This is a genomic window from Psychrobacter sp. AntiMn-1 (assembly GCF_001854065.1).
GTDB classification, from domain to species: domain Bacteria; phylum Pseudomonadota; class Gammaproteobacteria; order Pseudomonadales; family Moraxellaceae; genus Psychrobacter; species Psychrobacter pacificensis.
On record NZ_CP012969.1, the window covers coordinates 2364897 to 2385920 of the forward strand.

Genomic DNA, 21024 nt, shown 5'->3' on the forward strand with positions numbered 1-21024 from the left:
TGTGATGGTGGAGTGTATGTAAGAGTGTTTGCATATGAGTTGGCATAATGCTTGTATAGACAGTGAAATTAACTGACTTTTTGGTCAGGAACCAGATTACTAGATTGTATTTAATGAGTAAAATGAGCAAATGAGTATATAAAATGAGTTGGGCTTCTTCTTTAACATTGAGTTTTGACACTGTTAAGCGCACAGATATTGCCAAAATTGCGGCTGCTACCGCTAAGACGCGGCTATCTCATCGTGAGCACACGGGCGCGCTTATGGTACAGCGTGCCCTATATCCTGAGCCACGTGGGCAGCAAGGCATTTGTCATATATTGATGTTATATCCGCCAGCAGGTATCGCAGGCGGTGATACGCTGACGATAGAGTTGCATTTAGACAATGGCAGCCATGCTGTTATCACTACACCAGGGGCTGGCAAGTGGTATGGTAATGACGGTGTCAGCCAAAAACATAAAGCTCGGTCGGACGACAACGACACGCACCAAAGTATGAGCCAAGACAAGATAGCTGCCTATGCAAGCCAACATCTGCAAGCCAAACTCGCCGCACATGTTCGCTTAGAATGGCTACCACAAGAGAGTATTATTTATAACGAAGCCAATATGCATGCAGTGAGCCGTTTTGATTTAGCTGACTCATCTAGCTTGCTGACTTGGGAGATTAGCGTATTTGGGCGGCAAGCATATGATGAGCAGTTCTTGCAAGGGCGTTATCATACTGGATTAAACATCTACCGAGAAGGTAAGGTTATCGTTGCTGATCGGGTCAAACAGGCTGCCCAAAGTCGCTGGTTTACATCGAGTCTAGGACTAGCAGATCAGCATATTTATGGGTCATTTTGGGCAGTGCCAAGTTTGAGCGATGTACATGACAACGCTGCACTGCCTGCCTCTGCCGCACAATCAGACGAGACAGCCTTAGCAACGATGAAGCAGGCCCTAGCTCGCTATTTAGACAATACCATCGTTGCATTACGCCATATGATTGCTGAGGCTAGATTACCGGTTTATTGTACTCATAACGGTCAAGCCATTAATATTCGGTATATCGGTTCAGATGTGCGCGGCTGTTTTGAAGCTTTTTATCAAATCAGAGAAGGCTTGCGACATCATTGGTGGCAGCTTGAGCCTTGCCGTCCGCGTATTTGGGACACCTAAGTCTACGGTTTTTCATAGCTAAGCCACACGACCTGATAATCTGCTATAACTTTTATAATAAATAAAATAAGGATTTGCCATGCATCTGACGCCAACAGAAAAAGACAAGCTCATGCTATTTACCGCTGGCATGGTGGCTGAGCGCCGCAAAAACCGCGGCGTTAAGCTCAATTACCCCGAAGCCATCGCTTATATCAGTATGCTGCTGATGGAAGGGGCTAGAGATGGCAAAAGAGTGGCTGAATTAATGAGTGAAGGGGCTACTTACCTGTCTGCCGATGATGTCATGGAAGGGGTGGCAGAGATGGTCGATGAAGTGCAAATCGAGGCGACCTTCCCTGATGGTACCAAATTGGTCACGGTACACAATCCCATCGTATAGTTCTGTCTATCACTAAATGATCACTCCAACATAAGGCGGCTCCCATGCAAGCAGGCGAATATAACATCCAAGATGGTGACATTATCCTAAACCAAGGAAGACAAGTACAGACCATCAGTGTGAGTAATACTGGCGATAGACCGATCCAAATCGGCTCGCATTATCACTTTTATGAAGTCAATGATGCGCTGAGCTTTAATAGAGAGCAGACCCGTGGGTATCGCCTAAATATCATCTCTGGCACGGCAGTTCGTTTTGAGCCGGGGCAGTCGCGAGAGGTAGAATTGGTGGCTTATGCTGGCAAGCAGGAAGTATATGGCTTTGCAGGTCGTGTCATGGGCGCGGTTCAACCAGATAAGACCGATGAAAAGCAACTGGCTACTTCGCAAAAGCGGGTAAGTCGGCAGATTTATGCAGAGCATTTTGGTCCGACTACCGGCGATAAAGTGCGTCTCGCTGATACTGAGCTTTGGCTACAGGTTGAGGCGGATTTGACCAGCCATAAAGATACTGCTATTGACCAAGCGAATACGTCACAAAGTGATGAAGGTACTAGCCATACTACCGAGATTAAGGGTGAAGAAGTCAAATTTGGCGGCGGCAAAGTCATCCGTGATGGTATGGGTCAAGGGCAACTGCTGGGCGCGGAAGTTGCAGATACCGTGATTACCAATGCACTGGTTGTAGATTATACGGGTATCTACAAAGCCGATATCGGTATCAAAAATGGCCGTATCAGCGCGATTGGTAAAGCGGGTAATCCTGATATCCAGCCTGCCATCGATATTCCGATTGGCGGCGAGACCGAAATCATCGCTGGTGAAGGCAAAATCCTCACCGCAGGCGGCGTCGATAGTCATATTCACTTTATCGCGCCTCAGCAGTGTGAGACGGCGCTGATGTCGGGGGTGACCACGATGCTAGGCGGTGGCACAGGCCCTGCCCAAGGTACGCTCGCGACTACTTGTACGCCGGGGGCATATCATATTGCCTCAATGCTACAATCTACCGATAGTATCCCTATGAATATTGGGCTATTGGGTAAAGGCAATGTGAGTGTGCCCACTCCAATTGCTGAGCAAATCGAAGCGGGTGCCGTCGGACTCAAGCTACATGAAGATTGGGGTACGACGCCGCAAGCTATTGATAATTGTCTGAGCGTTGCTGACGACTATGATGTGCAAGTTGCGATTCATACTGACACGTTAAATGAAAGTGGCTATCTTGAGAGTACGCTTGGCGCATTTAAAAACCGCTGTATTCATACTTTTCATACCGAAGGCGCAGGCGGTGGCCATGCGCCTGATATTCTAAAGGCCATTGGCAAGTCGCATGTGCTTCCATCTTCCACCAATCCTACTAGGCCTTATACCGTCAATACCATTGATGAGCATCTCGATATGCTCATGGTTTGTCATCATTTAAGCCCTGCTATCGCAGAGGACGTAGCATTTGCCGAAAGCCGTATTCGTCAAGAAACCATCGCGGCTGAAGACATCTTGCACGATTTGGGTGCTATCTCGATGATGAGTAGTGACTCACAAGCGATGGGGCGCGTGGGTGAAGTGGTCATTCGCACATGGCAGACGGCGCACAAAATGAAAGTTCAGCGTGGTCATCTGGCTCCAGATGCGACAGCACAAACAGAGCATCAAGCGCAGCATATTACTCTGACCGACTACGATCAAAGCGCGGACAATGATAACTTTCGCATCAAACGCTATATTGCAAAATATACGATAAATCCTGCGATTACGCATGGTATTAGCGATATGGTCGGCTCCATTGAAGTGGGTAAATGGGCGGATATGGTGCTGTGGTCGCCCAAGTTTTTTGGGGTAAAACCTGAATGCATCATCAAAGGTGGCCTGATCGCTGCGGTACCGATGGGCGATATTAACGCCTCTATTCCCACCCCTCAGCCTGTGCATTATCGTCCTATGTTTGCGTCGTATCCCAAATCGGTTGCTCAAACCAGTATCACCTTTATGTCGCAAGCCGCGATAGACAAACAAGTCGATAAACAGCTTGGACTGACAAAAGTGATTCAGCCTGTCCATGGGATACGTGAGATTCGCAAAAGCGATATGCGCCTCAACAGCTACTGCCCAGATATGGACATCAATCCTGAGACCTACGAAGTACGTGCCGATGGTAAGACACTTACCTGTGAGCCTGCTGAGGTACTGCCCATGGCACAGCGTTATTTCTTATTCTGATTTTTATTTTAAGATTTAAAGACACACGGCTAAAGGCTGTCTTAAAAAGCGTGTCACAGGCTTATAGAGAGCTGGTTTTGGGTGATCTTCTCATTGATTGCTGACTGCCATTTTGGGCACTTTTATTATCAATACTATTATTCAATCGTTTGAGCCACAGTAAACAGAGCATTATATTTATGAAAATATTTAATACCCGTCTTCCTACCTTAAGTGATATCCAACAAGCGCAATTGACTGCCCAGCGCCAAGCGGATGACTATCTGCTTTTGGACTTTGATACTCGTCAGCATTCTCGCTTTAGGGCCATTACTGTTTCAGGGGAGGCGGTCGGTATCGATTTGCCGCGTACTGGTGTCTTAAAAGGAGATGACGTCCTCACCAATGCCGCAGGGGAGTTGATGCAAGTCATCGCCAAGCCCCAAGCGGTGACCAAAGTGACGGCAGCCGATGATTTTTTATTAATGAAAGGCGCGTATCATTTGGGCAATCGCCATGTGCCGTTAATGTTTGAGCACAGTGCAGCAGGATACGCGCTGTATTTTGAAAACGATCATGTACTGGCACAAATGCTAGAAAATCTTGGGCTGCATACTGAGTCTGCATCAGTGCCGTTTGAGCCTGAAACAGGCGCTTATCAGACAGGACACGGGCATTCGCATAGCCATTCTCACGCTCATACGCATTCGCATAATGACGCGCATAGCCATGATGACCATGACAACAACCACAACCACAATCACAGTCATAACCATGATGACAGCCACAGCCATCATAATGCGTCTATAGGTCATTCAAATGAGGGTTGATGGCAGTACTCAGCCTACTCAGTCTGTCCAACTTGGACAGATGTTGATGCTGGCATCGAGCAATTTGCCGATTGGTAGCTATACCTACTCGCAAGGTGTAGAGTCAGCGATTGAGTCAGGGGTTGTCTTTGATGAAACCAGTACGCTTACCTTTATGCAGGACTATCTAGCGCTGGCTGTTATTGGCTACGAGCTACCTATATTGGCACTGATCATGTGTGCGCTTGATCAAGGTCATGAAGCGCTAGCGGCAAATCTGGCACATGATTATCATGCAGGCCTTGAGAGTAAAGAGTTTATACTAGAGTCGCAGCAGTTGGCACAAGCGATGGTATCTTGGCTCAACGAGGTACTGAATCTTGGTATACCTGCTGAGATACCTGATGATGGTTATTTACCACTTTTTGCTCACATTGCCCAGCATTGGCAGCTGCCACTCATGCAGTCGATGACCACCTATGGATTTGCTCAATTGGAAAATATGGTGCTCGCTGCTGTCAAGACTGTACCACTCGGGCAAATGGCAGGTCAGCGTATCTTGTGGCAGCTGCAAAGTGATCTTGGCTCTGAAGTTGAAGCGCTGAGCGATAGCATACAGCAAGCCTTTGAGAATGTAATTAGGTCATCAAAAGCGATCGACACGCTCAATATGAGTGAACATCAGGGTTATCAAAAGCTGTGCGAAGACCTCTATGACAGGCTCAATATTTCTAATAGCTTGCCCAATTTGGCGATTCTCTCAAGTATGCATGAGGAGCAATACAGCCGGTTGTTCCGCTCATAACTGTACCTTTATCTCTCATAACTGTACCTTTATCTCTATTTATCACTATTCCTATATGAAACATTTAAGGAGCTTACCATGTCTCTAACCCCGATCAAAACAAAAAGCATCCAATCTACACCTGACTCACATATTGATAATGACCAGTCAAATCCGCCTGCTTCTTTATCCTGCTTACGCCTCGGCATCGGCGGGCCAGTCGGCAGTGGTAAGACCGCTTTGACCCTAAAATTGTGTCAAAACTTGCGTGATACGATCAATATGGCAGTTGTCACCAATGATATTTATACCAAAGAAGATTCGCAGTTTTTGACACGCAATAATGCGATGCCCGCTGAACGTATTCGCGGCGTAGAAACGGGCGGCTGTCCGCATACTGCGATTCGTGAAGATGCGTCGATCAACCTGACGACCATTGCCGAGTTGCAAGAAACCTTTGAGGGCCTAGAATTGATTATCATTGAGTCGGGTGGTGACAATCTTGCCGCGACCTTTAGCCCAGAGCTGTCTGATTTGACCTTATATGTCATTGACGTCTCAGCGGGTGATAAGATACCTCGTAAAGGAGGCCCTGGTATCACCAAGTCGGATTTATTAATCATCAATAAAACCGATCTTGCCCCAATGGTTGGCGCATCGCTTGAGGTGATGGAGCGCGATGCCAAAAAAATGCGTGGCGATAAGCCTTTTGTCTTTAGCAATATGAAAACCGGTGATGGTCTGGATGAAATTATTGCCTTTATCAAAGAGCACGGTATGCTCGCTTAACCAATAGCCCCTCATCAATCATTAAAATATTCATCATAAGGAGTCAACCCCATGACACAACATACAAAAGAGCATCACAGTCATAAAGCCCGTTTTTCACAGGCTTTATCTTCTCGAAAAATAGCAGCGGCTTCAATGACGCTTGCAACCTTTACGATGGTACCGTCGTTGGCGCAGGCACATTCGGGTCATCTTCACTCGGCTACTATACAAGCGCCCTCGTTTTTGGGCACATTGCAAGCGGGACTGATGCATCCAGTGACGGGTCTTGATCATCTGTTTTTGGCAGTCGGTATGGGCATGTTGTTTTATGGACTACAAAAGCAGCGCCTAGGTATGATGTCACTGACAACTGGATTATCACTAGGGGCCGTTTTGGGCACTATTGGGGTGTTGGTTGGCGGTGTTGGGTTTGTGGCATCATCTGGATGGATTGAGATTGCCATATCGCTATCAGTGGTCGTATTGGCTCTGATTTTGATGAGTGATAAGAGTCGACAAGAAGCTTTTTCAGCGCGTACGCAGCCAGCGCATACGCCAAGCATCCAGCAACTATCGTTGTTTGGTTTTGGTGGTTTGGCGGTCTTTCACGGATTGGCACATGCCCTTGAAGTACCAGCGAATGCTGGCGTAAGTGGTCAGTTGGGTTTTTATGCAGGGATGCTAGTGACGATGCTGGCGCTATATGCAGTTGGTACGTTGGTCAGCCAGCAGCTACAGCAGCGCCTAGGTGATAACTTATGGTTACAGCGTGGTCTGGTCGTACTTGGACTGGGTGCGGTGTTTGTACCTGCTCTAGTATAGGGTGTATTATTGCAAGACTTTGAGCGTAGTCTTAGCTGATGCGTCTTGCGTAACGACCATGCTAGCGATTGGTTAATCAAAAAAGCCATTGAGCGTGCACAAAAAAATACGGCCCCGATCGATGATCGGGGCCGTATTTTTTGATATGTAGAACAAGCGTGCTGTATGGTGTTATGGTTTAACACCATACAGCGCTCAGTCTAGATTACATACCTTGCTGCTGTTGTTGCTGAGCCGCTAGCAAATCTTGGTAGCTGACTTCTTTGTCAGTCACTTTGCCTTGGCTGATCAAGTAATCTACTACTTGGTCTTCTAGTACCACAGACTCAATGTTAGCGCGTTGCTGCTTGTCATTGGTGTAGTACTCGATTACTTCCGCTGGATCTTCGTAGTTTTCAGCCGCTTCTTTGATGAAGGTTTCAACACGCTCTTGATCCACTTCTAGACCTTCGGTGTCGATAACACGGGCAACGATGATACCAAGACGGGCTGCACGTAGCGCTTGCTCTTCAAACAGCTCATTTGGCAGCATGTCTTTATCGAAGCTATCAGCGCTCGCACCAAACTGCTGAGAAAAACGTTGCATCATCATGTTGCGCTGACGCTCGATTTCTTGCTCTAGCATGGCGCTTGGTACGTCAAACTCGTTCTTTTCTAGCAATGCATCAAAAGTCGCTTGCTTCACTTGGCTACGCGCGGCGTTCTTGATTTCGCGTTCCATGTTTTTGCGTACGTCTTCTTTTAGTTTATCTACGCCGCCCTCAGTCACGCCAAATAGCTCAAGGAAAGCATCATCGATCTCAGGTAACTTAGGTTTTTCAACCAATTTTACGTTGATTTTGAACTGAGCTTCTTTACCAGCTAGGTTCTCAGCTTGATAATCTTCTGGGAAAGTCACATCGATAATTTTTTCTTCGCCAGCTTTCATGCCTTTGATACCGTCTTCAAAGCCTGGAATCATCTGGCCGCTACCGATGACTAGTTTGAAGTCTTCAGCGCTACCGCCTTCAAACTTCTCGCCGTCGATTGAACCTTCAAAGTCGAAAGTGACCTGAGTATCTTTAGTCGCTTTACCTTTTTTCTCAACGTACTCTTGACGCTGCTTTTGCAGGTTTTCGATCATGGTGTCGACGTCTTCGTCGCTGACGGTTGCCGTGTGACGCTCAACTTCGATTTCATCGATACCTTGTACGTCGATTTCTGGGAAGATTTCAACGGTGGCTTGATACACCAAGAAATCGTCTTCAAGTTTGACGTCGTCGATGTTTGGCATGCCAACCGCGCGGATGTCTTCAGATTTGATCGCTTCAAAGACCGTATCACGGATCACATCGTTGATCACTTCTTGCTGGATGCCTGCACCGTACTGTGAGCGGATGTGCGACATTGGCACTTTGCCTTTACGGAAACCGTCGATTTTGGCGGTTTTCGCCACTTGGCTGATGCGGCCTTCTACTTTGTTTTGAATTTTTTCAACGGGTACTTTAACCGTGAGCTGAGTCTCTTTATTAGATAGCTTGTTGGTTGTGACTTGCAAATCTGTAGCCATGTTCATTACACCTTTAGGATTAAGTAGTACGTTTGATTAATGAGATAGTACTTGGGTTAAATGGTAATAGACAAACCGTGCCTCAAATTACGGGCGTGTACGACGGTTGTCGCTGGAATAAATAGGGGATAATGATAAGCCCGCCACTTCAAAATCAGCACCAGTAGCAATCGCCGCTGATACCAAAGGGTGACACTGTCGAAGTTGTCAGGGTTACCAAATATCAGTTATAAACCGTTAATGCACCGCATAATAACGCTTTTTGGTGAATTATACAGGCAAATAACGGCCTTCAACAAAATTTTAAAAGTAGAACAGTATAATCTATCTGCTTATTAAAGTAAAAATTATCTCTTTGACGGCAGGGTTTCTAAGGTTTTTTGCGATGACAAGCGCACTTATTTTACAAGAGAACCTATAAAGTTTTTATAAGAGAACCTATAAAGGCAGTTGTGCCAATAATTGCTGAATAGCCTGCCCCCGATGACTGAGACGATTTTTATCAGCCGCGCTTAGGCTTGCCGCACTGGCTTGTAGATTAGGTAACCAAAACAATGGATCATAGCCAAAACCGCCGTCGCCATGCGGTGCGTCTAAGATCTCACCGTGCCATAAGCCTTGAGCGATAATCGGTAATGGGTCATCTGCATGACGCACCATCGCTAATACGCAAACGAACATACCCTCAATCGGTGTGTCAGGCTGGGCGTTGCGTAGCGGCTGCAAGTCAGCAATGAGCTTGGCGTTGTTTTTGTCATCGTTACCGTGCTCGCCAGCATAGCGCGCCGAGTAGATGCCGGGGGCATTACCGAGTACAGGCACGCACAGTCCTGAGTCATCAGCAATCGCAGGCAAGCCGCTCAGACGGCTGGCATGACGGGCTTTGATAATGGCGTTTTCGACAAAGCTGAGCCCATCTTCTATCGCATCGTCGATATTGAGCTGACCTTGCGGGACAATCGTCACGTCCAAGTTCGCTTCGGCAAATAGCCGTTTAAACTCAGCCAGTTTGCCTTTGTTATTGCTGGCCAGCACCCACTGGTTATTAGAGGTTGATTGGGGAGCAAGTTGTACGGTATCGGTAGTGCTCATAGGGTCGTTCCGTTATATAAAAAATATGAATGAATTAGCCGAGCTTTAACTTTTGGCATTTTTATAGATGCTATAAGATCGACCTCGATAACGATGTTAGTACTGATGGCATAGGGTTTGACGAGGTAAAAGGTCATCGTTGAATAAATAACCAGTGACGATGCAGAATATACGAGCTATAACATTTGGTAACTGATATTATTAGGGGCTGTTGTTATAATAGTGACCAAGCTACAGTGAAATATATCTTATAGCTTGTGAATATTAAGTTAATATAAGTCTATAGAGTCAAACACTTGGCTTTTGGACGAACAATAACAGCTAGGTTAATTTTGGATTCATAATAATACGTGATACAGTGTTAAGCAATCACGTGTATTAAGCGATAACATTCACTTCAAACAATCAACTCAGCCAATTTAGCTCGATACCAAGTGTTTCTATTCTTAAGGCGTATCTATTTTAGGTATGTCTGTATTTAGAGAGACAGTAGTATGAGTGGACAAATAAGCAAGGATAAAATAATTATGTCAAATATTACTTTACCAGATCTCCCATATGCAAAAGACGCGCTAGAGCCACATATCAGTGCCGAGACGCTAGAATATCATCATGACAAGCATCATGCTGCTTACGTAAACAAGTTAAATGAGCTACTACCAGGTTCTGGTTTAGAAGACAAAACCTTACCAGAAATCATCAAAGCGACTGCTAAAGATGACAGCAAGCAAGGTATGTTCAACCAAGCCGCTCAAGTATGGAACCACACGTTCTACTGGAACTGCATGACGCCAACCAACGGCGGCGGCGAACCTACTGGCGATCTAAAAGCAAAAATCGAAGAAGATTTTGGCAGCTATGACAAGTTCCGCGAAGAGTTCAAAAATGCGGCAACTTCACAGTTCGGTTCAGGCTGGGCATGGCTAGTCGCTGATAAAGTGGGTGGCAAACTGTCTATCGCCAAAACTGGCAACGCAGACACCCCACTAGCGCACGACCAAGTCGCTGTATTGACTTGTGATGTATGGGAACACGCATACTACATCGACTACCGTAACCGTCGTCCTGACTACGTAGATACCTTCCTAGACAAGCTCGTAAACTGGGACTACGCAAACGCAAAATATAAAGGTCAAGACGCAGGCGTTGAAGAGTAATCTTAACGCTTAAGTTTCGATTAATAAAAAAGGACGCTGAGAGGCGTCCTTTTTTTGGTTTTAATGGACAGTTTGGGAGCCGCTAATGAATATAGACCTTATTTAATTGTTGTGTCCTCTTCAATAGCAATCACATCAGCATCTGTTATAAACACTCTATCTGTTAGGCATGACGCATCACCTTTAGTAGCATAAACCACGTTATTTTTAGGTAAAGCGCCGCCGCCTGTGCCTACTTGTACATCCAATGGCACTTTAATATCTCCTAGCATAACAGCATTTTCCTCTATTAAAAAAGTGGCTTTGCCTTGAGGAAAGACAGGGGTTATAAAAGCATCTTGTCCAGTAAGCTCAAGCAATAGACAATTATTTTTAAGTACAAACTCGCCATAGATAATAGCCACCATCTGTGACTCAGATGGATAATGAGTAAAAAGATCAGTCGGTCTTTTACGAGCTTTTTTTTCTTCTATAACAACTTTGGCTGGCTCTACAATAACGTCTTTTTGTTCCATATTATTTTTATTTATATCTATACTTTTTGTTGTACTGACACAACCCAATTGAAAGCAAGATAATAAGACTAGGGTAAGTACAAAACGATGTTTCATAATTGATACCAGTTGATAATATTTAGTAGACGTAATTTGGTTTTTTAACCTAGCTTTGAAACTTTGCAAAGATAAAATGCTGGGTTAAAAACCCAGCCTACAAATATAGTTAAGATTATTATTTAAACTTAATCCTACAAAACCTCAAACCCAAAATTACCCAACGCTTCTCGCAGCATCGCAATATTATAATAAGCATGCGCCTTCACCGTATTTTGAAAAAAGATATAGAGCGTATCAAAATGCTGACGCTGATTGGTAATCGCTTGCGCCCAGTCGTTCATCTCAGCCTCAGAGTAGCGATAATCATGACGATCAGCCGCGCTCATCGCATCCCACCAGTTCAGATTATTGCCATGCATTCGCAGATAGCCCGTACGTTCGGTAAATATCAGGCGCGAGGGCGGCAGCCCGCTGACTTTAGGATAATCGACACTGCACCAAATCAGCCCCTGCTGTTTAAAGCTATCGATTACTTGCGGCGTGTGCCAGCCGTTATGACGAAACTCGATGGCAAGCGGATAGTCCTTAAACCAGCTGACAAGTTCTGCCAAGTACAGACGATGCTCGCGAGTACGGTCAAAGCCATGTGGGAACTGGAGCAGTAACGGCGCTAACGCATCCGCTTCAACAAGTGGCGACAAGGCGTTAAGAAAAGCCTGTGCGTGTGCGGCAGTGCCTTTACGTGCATGAGTAAAGTCTTGGTGTAGTTTAACGGCAAATTTTAACTGGCTATTAGCTTGTGTGTAAGCTTTATCAATCATCCCCGCAAAGGCTTTTTGCCCGATGGGCGCATAGAATGTGCTGTTTATTTCGACTGCACCGTATTGTTTGGCGTATTCACGTAAAAAGTCCGCTTTTTTGGTGCCTTGTGGGTACAGCGTGCCGAGCAAATCCGTGTCGCTATAGCCACCAGTGCCGAGGTAAATGCGCGGGGTAGGGTTACTGTCCATGTTGACCACTCACTGCCGTTTGAGGTGATAAAACTTTCTGAGCTGTTTTTATTCAGCGGCTATTCACTAGCTATTTCTTACGTGACCACAGCCATTCAATCAATGCCAGTAGCGCATCATTGTTTTTGACAGTGTTGTCTTGATTATTGCTAAGTTCACGGCTGATAGCCGCGCGCCCACCATCAAATAGCGATTGCGCATAGCTGGTCGCGTCATCGACGCCCATCAGTTTTACATAGGTAGATTTGTCCAATTTTTCATCGCTACCCGCAGGCTTACCAAGCGTATCTGTCGTCATCGTGACGTCCAATACATCGTCTTGAACTTGAAAGGCAAGACCGATATATTGGGCGCACTCTTGCAATGCCATACGCTGTGGAGCCGTTGCGCCAGCACAGACGCCGCCCATAAGCATGGCCGCTTCAATCAGTGCACCTGTCTTGTCACGATGGATGGCTTCTAAATCGTTTTGCACAATATCAGTACTGGCTTCGGCATTCAGATCCAGCATTTGCCCAGATACCATGCGTCTAGCGCGCGGGGCAAATATGGCCAATAGCTGACTTGCGATATTGGCATCGAATGGCGCAAAGGTTGGCATCTCTGCGGTCAATACTTCAAATGCGAGCGTCTGCAATACATCGCCTGCCAGCAGTGCCGTCGCTTCATCAAAGGCAATATGAGCAGTCGGTTGCCCACGGCGCAGCTCGTCATCATCCATACATGGCAAATCATCATGCACCAACGAATAGGTATGTAGTAGCTCTACGGCCAATGCAGCACGGCGCGACATATCATAGTCTGAGTCGTTTTCCAGCAATGAGTCCAGATCAGCATTGAGCATGTCGATGTCGTCATTGCGCTCGTCTGTACGTTCACTATTACCGCTATTAATACTGGCAAAAGCACTGGCAACCATCAATGGGCGCACCAATTTACCTTGTCCCGTCATGACATAAAGACAGGCGTCTACCAGTGGACTAGGCAGCTTGGCATAAGCAAACAAGACCTCAATATCTTTTGCCAGTTGCGCGCGCACAGCACCATGAAATTGCTCAGTGCTTTGAAAAGAGACAGCGTTAAAAGGGGTAAAGCCAGAAGAGATAGCGCTAGAAGTAAGGGAAACCGTCATAATCCAACCATTTATCAGGGATACAATGAAAACTTATTAAGGATAAGGCAAAAACGGTATTAGTGTAGCATGATAGGCCATATTGCTCGTGTGAGACACGGTATCAATCGTTTGTTTTTTGCATTTTATAGCTCTGATTTATCCAAAAACGAGGCAATACAATCGTAATCTTACAACAAGTCTTGGTTACGTATCGCTGATGTCACTTGCTGGTTGAATATGTTTTGATAAAAGCGCAAGCTAAGTAAGTTATATTAATTGGGCTACAGCAACGGTTTATCACCCTTGAGGTGGTAGACCGTAAAGACGAGCAAGACCGAATACATTCAAAATAGCAGCTCAGTATACAAGTATTCACTAAAACACTTTGCGCATAAGGTAAATGCCTACAGGTGATTTAAGAGTGACTTGCGAGTATGGTATTAGCTTGTGACAGTTGGGGGCATAATCCCCTACACTAATTGACGTGAAAATGGTCTGATGTTGACCGTAATGGGTTTTTACTGAGCGTATTACTTCAGCAATTGTCAGTGTTAGACCATGTCTCAGTCAGTATTTTAATAGCGGTATTTGCAACATATAAATGAAGCGCCGTGTGATGGGGTACAATACAAGAGACGTCAAAATAAGTATCAAATCATGAGCGCTGGATAATAAAGACACCTTCACTGTGCGCCCGCTAGTGGTTTGTCGTCATGACGATGCTTGTCTTGAAGGCGGCGCACAGTGCTATTACCCATTTTACTAACAGTAACTGGCTATTTATTTTAATTCAAAACGTAGCTTTCGTTATATAGAAAGGAGTTTCAAATGGTATACCAAGGAAATCGCATCACGGTGACAATGCTAGAAGATGGCATCGCCAACATGCACTACAACGCCGAAAATGAGAGCGTGAACAAATTTGATGCCGAAACCAACAAACAGTTTGGTGAAGCCGTTACTGCTTTAGAAAAAGCGGACGACGTCAAAGGTCTTATCGTCACTTCAGGCAAAGGCGTGTTTATCGCTGGTGCTGATATCACAGAGTTTGTGGCTTCTTTCAAAAAATCAGAAAGCGAGATCAAAGATTGGGTCGTTCATATCAATGACGCTTTCAATCGTTTTGAAGATTTGCCATTCCCGAAAGTGGCTGCCATCAATGGCGCGGCAATGGGCGGCGGCTGTGAAATGACCTTGGTTTGTGAATACCGCGTCATGAGTGACAAAGCGATTATCGGTCTACCAGAAACTCAGCTAGGTATCTTCCCAGGCTTCGGTGGTACGGTTCGTAGTACGCGTATCATTGGTATCGATAACGCGCTTGAGCTTATCGCCACTGGCACACCAAAAAAACCACTTGATGCGCTAAAACTCGGCTTGGTTGATGCAACCGTACCAGCTGACGACTTGCAAGATGCAGCCATTGATTTGGTCAAAAAATGTATCTCAGGTGAGCTTGATTGGCAAGCAAAACGTGAAGAAAAACTGGCTCCTGTTAAGCTAAACCAGCTTGAGCAAGCCATGGCATTTAATAGTGCCAAAGGTGCTATTTTCGCTAAAGCCAATCCTAAGCAGTACCCAGCACCAGCTCTTGCTATTGAAGCGATTGAAAAGCACGTCAACCTACCACGTGACAAAGCGATTGAAGTTGAAGCTGCTGGCTTTGCCAAAGCGGCCAAAACCCCGCAAGCAGAGAGCTTGGTTGGTCTATTCTTAAACGATCAGCTAGTCAAAAAACTGGCCAAAAAACACAGCAAGCTTGCACATGATATCAATGAAGCCGCTGTGCTAGGCGCTGGTATCATGGGTGGCGGTATCGCGTATCAAGCGGCCAGCAAAGGCTTGCCAATTATCATGAAAGATATCAAGTCTGAGCAATTAGATCTTGGTATGGGTGAAGCCAGCAAACTGCTTGGTAAAATGGTTGAACGTAAGAAGATGACCCCAGCGAAAATGGGTGAAACCTTAAGCCGCATCCGTCCTACTTTGAACTATGGCGACTTTAGCGAGACTGATATCGTCATCGAAGCGGTCGTAGAAAATCCAAAAGTGAAGCACGCGGTACTCAAAGAAGTCGAAGGCTTAGTCAAAGAAGACGCGATTTTGGCTTCGAATACTTCAACGATCTCTATTACGCATTTAGCAGAAGTGCTTGAGCGCCCAGAAAACTTCGTCGGTATGCATTTCTTCAACCCAGTACATCGCATGCCACTCGTTGAAGTGATTCGCGGTGAAAAATCTTCTGAAGAAGCCATCGCGACTACCGTAGCACTCGCCTCAAAAATGGGTAAAGTGCCAGTTGTGGTCAACGACTGCCCAGGTTTCTTGGTCAACCGTGTCTTGTTCCCATACTTTGGCGCGTTTGATTTATTGCTCAAGCAAGGTGCTGACTTTGCTCATGTTGATAAAGTCATGGAAAAATTCGGCTGGCCAATGGGCCCTGCATACCTAATCGACGTGGTCGGTCTAGATACAGGTGTACATGGCGCAGAAGTGATGGCGGATGGTTTCCCTGACCGCATGAAACCAGACTATAAAGGGGCGATTCAGCATCTATATGAGAATGAGCGTCTCGGTCAGAAAAACGGCGTAGGTTTCTATAAATATGAAACTGACAAGCGCGGTAAGCCAAAGAAAGTCGCTGACGACGCCACTTATGAGCTACTTAAAACCACGACAGATAGCGACAAAAAAGAGTTTGATGATCAAACCATCATCGACCGCACTATGCTGGCTTTCTGCAACGAAACGGTTCGCTGCCTAGAAGACAACATCGTCAGCACGCCTGCCGAGGCTGACATGGCGATGATTATGGGCGTCGGTTTCCCGCCATTCCGCGGTGGTCCTTGTCGTTATATCGACCAAATGGGTCTCGATAACTACTTGGCACTATGCGAAAAATACGCACACCTTGGCAAAGCTTATGAAGCGCCGCAGAAGATTCGCGATATGGCAGCCGCTGGCGAGACTTTTTACGCCACAGCGTAACGAACATACCGTATTAGGATAAGTGGGGTGCGTTTGCTGACGTCGCTATCGGTGATAAAAAAATAGCAGACGCACCGTTTTGGTCGGTTTTATCAGGTCTGGCCTGCCGCGATAATATCCAGCGCGAAAACATCTAGATAGTTATCGTACTGATGTACGGATCGCGTGATAGATGGCTATAGAGCCCGATTAAATCGACAACACTGACAATAAAAATTGAAAAGGAAGATAGTATGACAACTTTAAGTCCAAAAGATGTGGTCATCGTAGATGGCGTGCGCTCAGCGATGGGCAGATCTAAAAATGGTATGTTCCGCCATGTACGTGCGGATACCATATCCGCTGAACTGGTACGCGCGCTAGTAGAACGTAACGACTTCGACACCAATGACATCGAAGATATTATCTGGGGCTGTGTCAACCAAACACTAGAGCAGGGCATGAACATCGGTCGTAACATTGGCCTATTGGCAGGTATTCCAAAGACTGCTGGTGGACAAACGGTTAACCGTCTGTGCGGCTCATCTATGCAGGCACTACATACCGCAGCTGCACAAATCATGACCAACCAAGGTGATGTGTTTATCATTGGCGGTGTTGAGCACATGGGTCACGTCGGCATGATGCATGGTATTGATCTAAACCCTGCCGCTTCTAAGCACTATGCAAAAGCCTCAAATATGATGGGGTTGACCGCTGAGATGCTAGGCCGTATGAATGGCATTACGCGTGAAGAGCAAGATGCGTTTGGTCTTGAATCGCATCGCCGTGCATGGGCTGCGACCACTGAAGGCCGTTTTGATAATGAAATCATCGGCATCGAAGGTCATGATGCAGATGGCCGCCTGCAGCTATGTACCGTCGATGAAGTGATTCGCCCAGATGCGACGATGGAGCAAATGCAAAAGCTACGTCCAGCGTTTGATCCAAAAGGCGGTACAGTGACTGCTGCGACGTCCTCTGCACTCTCTGACGGTGCGTCAGCGATGCTAGTCATGAGCGCGCAAAAAGCCAAAGATCTTGGTCTAAAGCCTCGCGCTCGTATTCGTAGCATGGCTGTCGCTGGTTGTGACGCAGCGATTATGGGTTATGGTCCTGTACCAGCCACCAACAAAGCCTTGAAGCGTGCTGGCATGAGCATCGATGACATGCAAACCATCGAGTTAAACGAAGCCTTTGCCGCACAAGGCCTATCAGTCTTAAAAGCGTTGAACTTGACGGACAAGCAAGATATCGTCAACATCAACGGTGGCGCGATTGCTCTAGGTCATCCACTAGGATGTTCAGGTGCTCGTATCACAGTGACATTGCTCAATGCAATGGAGCAGTCAGATACCGAGCTTGGCCTTGCAACCATGTGTATCGGTCTTGGTCAAGGTATCGCCACTATTATCGAGCGTGTTTAATTTTAAAATCGGCAACCAGTTTGTAACATTTGTTGATTAAAAATATTCTAATAATGACCCCTAGCCGTGATGGCTGGGGGTTTTTTGTGAATATAATGAGCGAGTTAATGCTTGGCGTAGTAAAGAGCACACAGGTACGTATGAAAATTATCTCCATTGACGCATTCAAGAAACTGTGACTAAATAAGGGTGAGCTGAGCTAAGATGTTATTGATGACAACTCTAATAATGACCATTCTAAAATAGCTTTTTATAATAAATATCAGTCGTACAAGGAGTGTACTATGTCTACCATGATTACTGATCGTACTTACCGAATTGCTCGTGAAAACACCCAAGCGATGATTATCGATGTACAAGAACGCCTCACGCCGTACATTTATGATCACGAAAATATCGTCAAAAAAACAGTGACCATAATCAAAGGACTGCAAGCGCTTGGTATTCCCATCATGCTCAACGAGCAGTATAAAAAAGGATTGGGCGATAGCTTGCCAGAGCTTCGTGATGTGCTAGAGGGCGACAATGCAAAGAGCTTTGAAAAAGTCACATTTAGTGCCTGCGATAACAATGACACATGGCATCATTTAGCGCAGCAAAACCGTAGTACCGTATTGCTTATCGGAGTTGAGGCACACGTCTGTGTGCTACAGACCGCGCTTGATTTGCTAGACAATGGTATGCAACCGGTCATTATTGGCGATGCCGTTGGCTCGCGTTTTCCATACGACAAAAAACAAGCCATTCGCCGTATTCGCCGTGCAGGTGGGATAATCTCGACAGTAGAAACCATTTTGTTTGAGTTGTGCCGTAGCAGTGAAGACCCTGCTTTCAAAACCATTCTGAATTTGATTAAGTAGATGGTTATATAATAGGGTGCTCAGTCATTTGACCCAATGACTTATAAGAGATAGCGCTTGATAACATCAGCGCTATTTTGTTGTTAGCCACACCGTAATGTGTAAAATTATCAAAAAATCAGAGAGAAATATGTCTTCAAACACACTGACGTCATTGACCGATCAAAAATCCGTTGCAACTATCGATATAGAGGACGTCACTCATTTCTTACTAGAGCTAGATGCGCTCAAACGCGTGAATCGCCGTAGTTACGTGACTGAGACTGATCGCAGAGAAAACTCTGCCGAACATTCTTGGCACTTAGCAATGGCATGCTGGTCGATCGCTGAGTTGTTTGAGCTGGATGTCAATCATGAACAATTGCTAAAGATGGCACTGGTACATGATTTGGGCGAGATTGATGCGGGCGATACGTTTTTGTACGCCGACTCGCGTCATGATGCACATGTTGAGGAGCGAGCGGGTATCGCCAGATTGCAAGGCGAACGCGGCAATGGGATTGGCAATTTGAGTGAGATTTGGGAGGCGCAAGAGACAGGCAGTAGTAAAGAGACTGCGCTACTTAAAGTGGTCGATCGCTTACTGCCATTTTTGCTCAACTTAAATACTGAAGGCAAAACGTGGCGTGAGCTTGGAGTGACACGTAGTCAAGTCGCAGGTGCACATGCGTTTATTCAAGACAGCTTTGCTCCTATTCATAAATGGCTATCACACAATATTGACTATGCGACCCAGCAAGGATGGTTGATCGACGCGTAAATCTATAAAAACGCTAGGTATAAAAAAGCCCAGTTGAGCATTGTGATATACGCTTCACTGGGCTTTTATTTCTTATTATATTAGAAATAAATTACGGTTTCGTGACACCCAGTAATTGACCCATTTTTACAAAACTATTGGCTTTCATGGTCTCTTGCCAATCGGCTTTTGCTGCTTTTGGCAACACTACGATAGCCGTTGATCCTAAATAAAAACGACCAAGCTCATCACCTGCCGCAAACTGCATATCGTGATCCGCTTCTTGTATATCATCCGTGCGGGTAATTTTGCCAGTGGCGACGGTTTCGATACCAGCGACAATCATAGCGCCTACCATGACAACGGCCGCTTTGCCATACTTGGTATCAAACATGCAGACCAAACGCTCATTACGTGCAAACAAGTCCGGCACATTAGCTGCCGTGGTATTGTTGACCGAAAACAGCGTACCAGGGACATAGCGAGTCTTGGTCAGCGTACCGGCAAATGGCATATGAACACGGTGGTAATTGCTAGGAGCTAGATAGATTGTCGCAAAACTACCATCGGCAAAATAACGGCCATCTTCGCTATCAGCCAGCAATTGGCCAACGTCATAGTGACGCCCTTTGGCTTGTAGCATTTTATGATCTTTAATTTGCCCAAGCTGAGAGATGATACCGTCAGCAGGACTAACGATGCCGTTTGCGGTGGTATCGATGGTGCGAGCATCTTCTTTTAGTTCACGAGTAAAAAAGTCATTAAAACTCTCGTAAGCATTAAGGCTCTGGCGCTCATACTCATCTAGGCTGATATTATAAGCTTTGGCAAAACCACGGATAAAGGTGCGTTTGACATAAGGATGACGACTGGCGGCCAAACGTCCAGCGACTTTACTGAGCTTTTGCTGCGGTACCAGCTGTTGTAAGGTGGTAAATACATTCATAATAAGGCTACCAAAATAGGATGTGATGTCATTATTGCATAGGCAAGTTAATGGCCATATTTTATCATGGACAGCGTATTATTGTCTGACCATAAACTGTAAGCCATTTATAAATAAAGAAGGTCGTAAATGAAAGCACTGATACAACGAGTGAGCCGTGCTAGCGTCACTATCGATGAGCATTGTGTTGGCAAAATTGATCATGGGATATTGGCCTATATTGGGTTGGGTCATGATGATGATTTCGCCGCCGCCAAGCGAATGATTGACAAAATATTGACCTATCGCATTTTTGAAAATGATGACGATCCTGCCAAATTTGGTAAACTGGATAAAAACGTCCAGCAAGTCGGCGGCGGATTGTTATTAGTGTCACAATTTACGCTGATGGCAAAAACGGATAAAGGTCGCCGCCCTGACTTTGGTGGCGCGATGGCACCTGATGCGGCCCAAGCGCTGTTCGAGCAACTCATCGACTATGCCAAAACCCAGTATCCGAATGTAGCCACTGGTCAGTTTGGCGCTGACATGCAAGTTGAAAGCATCAATGATGGACCACTTAATTTTCTATTGGAGATCTGACATCAGAGTGTCATCAGGCTGTCATAATTAATCCGTTTAATAGATAGAGACTGGTGAGTATTTATCGCCTTTTTATATGCCAGATTTTGTCCGCT

19 protein-coding genes are annotated in these 21024 nt (G+C 45.8%); 13 read left to right on the forward strand and 6 right to left on the reverse strand.

Translation table 11 applies throughout. The annotated features are described in order from the left end of the window. Positions 1–143 precede the first annotated feature (143 nt). From AOT82_RS10130 to AOT82_RS10160, 7 genes are all read left to right on the forward strand, one after another. A complete protein-coding gene (locus tag AOT82_RS10130; RefSeq protein WP_071002881.1) occupies positions 144–1166 on the forward strand; it encodes an urease accessory protein UreD in 1023 nt (340 codons plus the stop codon). Positions 1167–1245: 79 nt separating this feature from the next. Then, the gene (ureA, locus tag AOT82_RS10135) at positions 1246–1548 is read left to right on the forward strand and encodes an urease subunit gamma (protein ID WP_057761815.1); all 303 of its coding nucleotides are present in this window, start codon (positions 1246–1248) and stop codon (positions 1546–1548) included. A gap of 44 nt (positions 1549–1592) precedes the next feature. Then, the gene (gene ureC, locus AOT82_RS10140; RefSeq protein ID WP_083328924.1) at positions 1593–3767 is read left to right on the forward strand and encodes an urease subunit alpha; all 2175 of its coding nucleotides are present in this window, start codon (positions 1593–1595) and stop codon (positions 3765–3767) included. A 179-nt stretch (positions 3768–3946) separates the two neighbouring features. Next, positions 3947–4576, forward strand: coding sequence for an urease accessory protein UreE (ureE, locus tag AOT82_RS10145; RefSeq protein WP_071002882.1), 630 nt, complete (start codon positions 3947–3949; stop codon positions 4574–4576). After that, on the forward strand, positions 4566–5360 hold the full coding sequence (locus tag AOT82_RS10150) for an urease accessory protein UreF (protein WP_071002883.1): 795 nt from the start codon (positions 4566–4568) through the stop codon (positions 5358–5360). Before ureE ends, AOT82_RS10150 begins: the two co-directional genes overlap by 11 nt. 78 nt (positions 5361–5438) lie before the next feature. After that, complete coding sequence (gene ureG, locus AOT82_RS10155; RefSeq protein ID WP_083328925.1) at positions 5439–6128, forward strand: urease accessory protein UreG; 690 nt, start codon at positions 5439–5441, stop codon at positions 6126–6128. 51 nt (positions 6129–6179) lie between these two features. Next, positions 6180–6932 carry a HupE/UreJ family protein gene (locus AOT82_RS10160; protein WP_071002884.1) on the forward strand — a complete coding sequence of 251 codons (753 nt, stop codon included), beginning with the start codon at positions 6180–6182 and terminating at the stop codon, positions 6930–6932. A 205-nt stretch (positions 6933–7137) separates the two neighbouring features. Here the strand turns inward: AOT82_RS10160 and tig are convergent, their stop codons facing one another. Together tig and rdgB are read right to left on the reverse strand one after the other, a co-directional pair. Then, positions 7138–8481 (reverse strand): trigger factor, encoded by a 1344-nt coding sequence (tig, locus tag AOT82_RS10165; protein WP_071002885.1) that lies wholly within the window; start codon positions 8479–8481, stop codon positions 7138–7140. A gap of 438 nt (positions 8482–8919) precedes the next feature. Then, positions 8920–9573: an RdgB/HAM1 family non-canonical purine NTP pyrophosphatase gene (gene rdgB / locus AOT82_RS10170; RefSeq protein ID WP_071002886.1), complete on the reverse strand. Its 654-nt coding sequence runs from the start codon at positions 9571–9573 to the stop codon at positions 8920–8922. A 527-nt stretch (positions 9574–10100) separates the two neighbouring features. Here rdgB and AOT82_RS10175 point away from each other — a divergent pair. Next, entirely contained in the window at positions 10101–10730 is a 630-nt protein-coding gene (locus AOT82_RS10175) for a superoxide dismutase (RefSeq protein WP_071002887.1), read from the forward strand. Positions 10731–10828: 98 nt separating this feature from the next. Here the strand turns inward: AOT82_RS10175 and AOT82_RS10180 are convergent, their stop codons facing one another. From AOT82_RS10180 to AOT82_RS10190, 3 genes are all read right to left on the reverse strand, one after another. Next, the gene (locus tag AOT82_RS10180; RefSeq protein WP_071002888.1) at positions 10829–11341 is read right to left on the reverse strand and encodes a hypothetical protein; all 513 of its coding nucleotides are present in this window, start codon (positions 11339–11341) and stop codon (positions 10829–10831) included. A 134-nt stretch (positions 11342–11475) separates the two neighbouring features. Continuing rightward, entirely contained in the window at positions 11476–12294 is an 819-nt protein-coding gene (locus AOT82_RS10185) for a DUF72 domain-containing protein (protein WP_071002889.1), read from the reverse strand. 70 nt (positions 12295–12364) lie between these two features. Next, positions 12365–13426 carry a polyprenyl synthetase family protein gene (locus AOT82_RS10190; RefSeq protein WP_071002890.1) on the reverse strand — a complete coding sequence of 354 codons (1062 nt, stop codon included), beginning with the start codon at positions 13424–13426 and terminating at the stop codon, positions 12365–12367. Positions 13427–14236: 810 nt separating this feature from the next. Between AOT82_RS10190 and fadB the strand changes: the two genes are divergently transcribed. The 4 genes from fadB to AOT82_RS10210 all read left to right on the forward strand — a co-directional run bounded on the left by fadB (position 14237) and on the right by AOT82_RS10210 (position 19422). Then, complete coding sequence (fadB, locus tag AOT82_RS10195) at positions 14237–16396, forward strand: fatty acid oxidation complex subunit alpha FadB (RefSeq protein ID WP_071002891.1); 2160 nt, start codon at positions 14237–14239, stop codon at positions 16394–16396. Between the two features lie 233 nt (positions 16397–16629). Continuing rightward, positions 16630–17802 carry an acetyl-CoA C-acyltransferase FadA gene (gene fadA / locus AOT82_RS10200; RefSeq protein ID WP_071002892.1) on the forward strand — a complete coding sequence of 391 codons (1173 nt, stop codon included), beginning with the start codon at positions 16630–16632 and terminating at the stop codon, positions 17800–17802. A 284-nt stretch (positions 17803–18086) separates the two neighbouring features. After that, entirely contained in the window at positions 18087–18662 is a 576-nt protein-coding gene (locus AOT82_RS10205; RefSeq protein ID WP_058025121.1) for an isochorismatase family protein, read from the forward strand. Positions 18663–18792: 130 nt separating this feature from the next. Continuing rightward, positions 18793–19422 carry an HD domain-containing protein gene (locus AOT82_RS10210; protein ID WP_071002893.1) on the forward strand — a complete coding sequence of 210 codons (630 nt, stop codon included), beginning with the start codon at positions 18793–18795 and terminating at the stop codon, positions 19420–19422. 91 nt (positions 19423–19513) lie between these two features. On the opposite strand, the gene asd is transcribed toward AOT82_RS10210, so the two are convergent. Then, entirely contained in the window at positions 19514–20347 is an 834-nt protein-coding gene (gene asd, locus AOT82_RS10215; RefSeq protein ID WP_071002894.1) for an archaetidylserine decarboxylase, read from the reverse strand. A gap of 129 nt (positions 20348–20476) precedes the next feature. Here asd and dtd point away from each other — a divergent pair, with 129 nt between their 5' ends. Continuing rightward, positions 20477–20929, forward strand: coding sequence for a D-aminoacyl-tRNA deacylase (gene dtd, locus AOT82_RS10220; RefSeq protein WP_071002895.1), 453 nt, complete (start codon positions 20477–20479; stop codon positions 20927–20929). Positions 20930–21024: the final 95 nt, after the last annotated feature.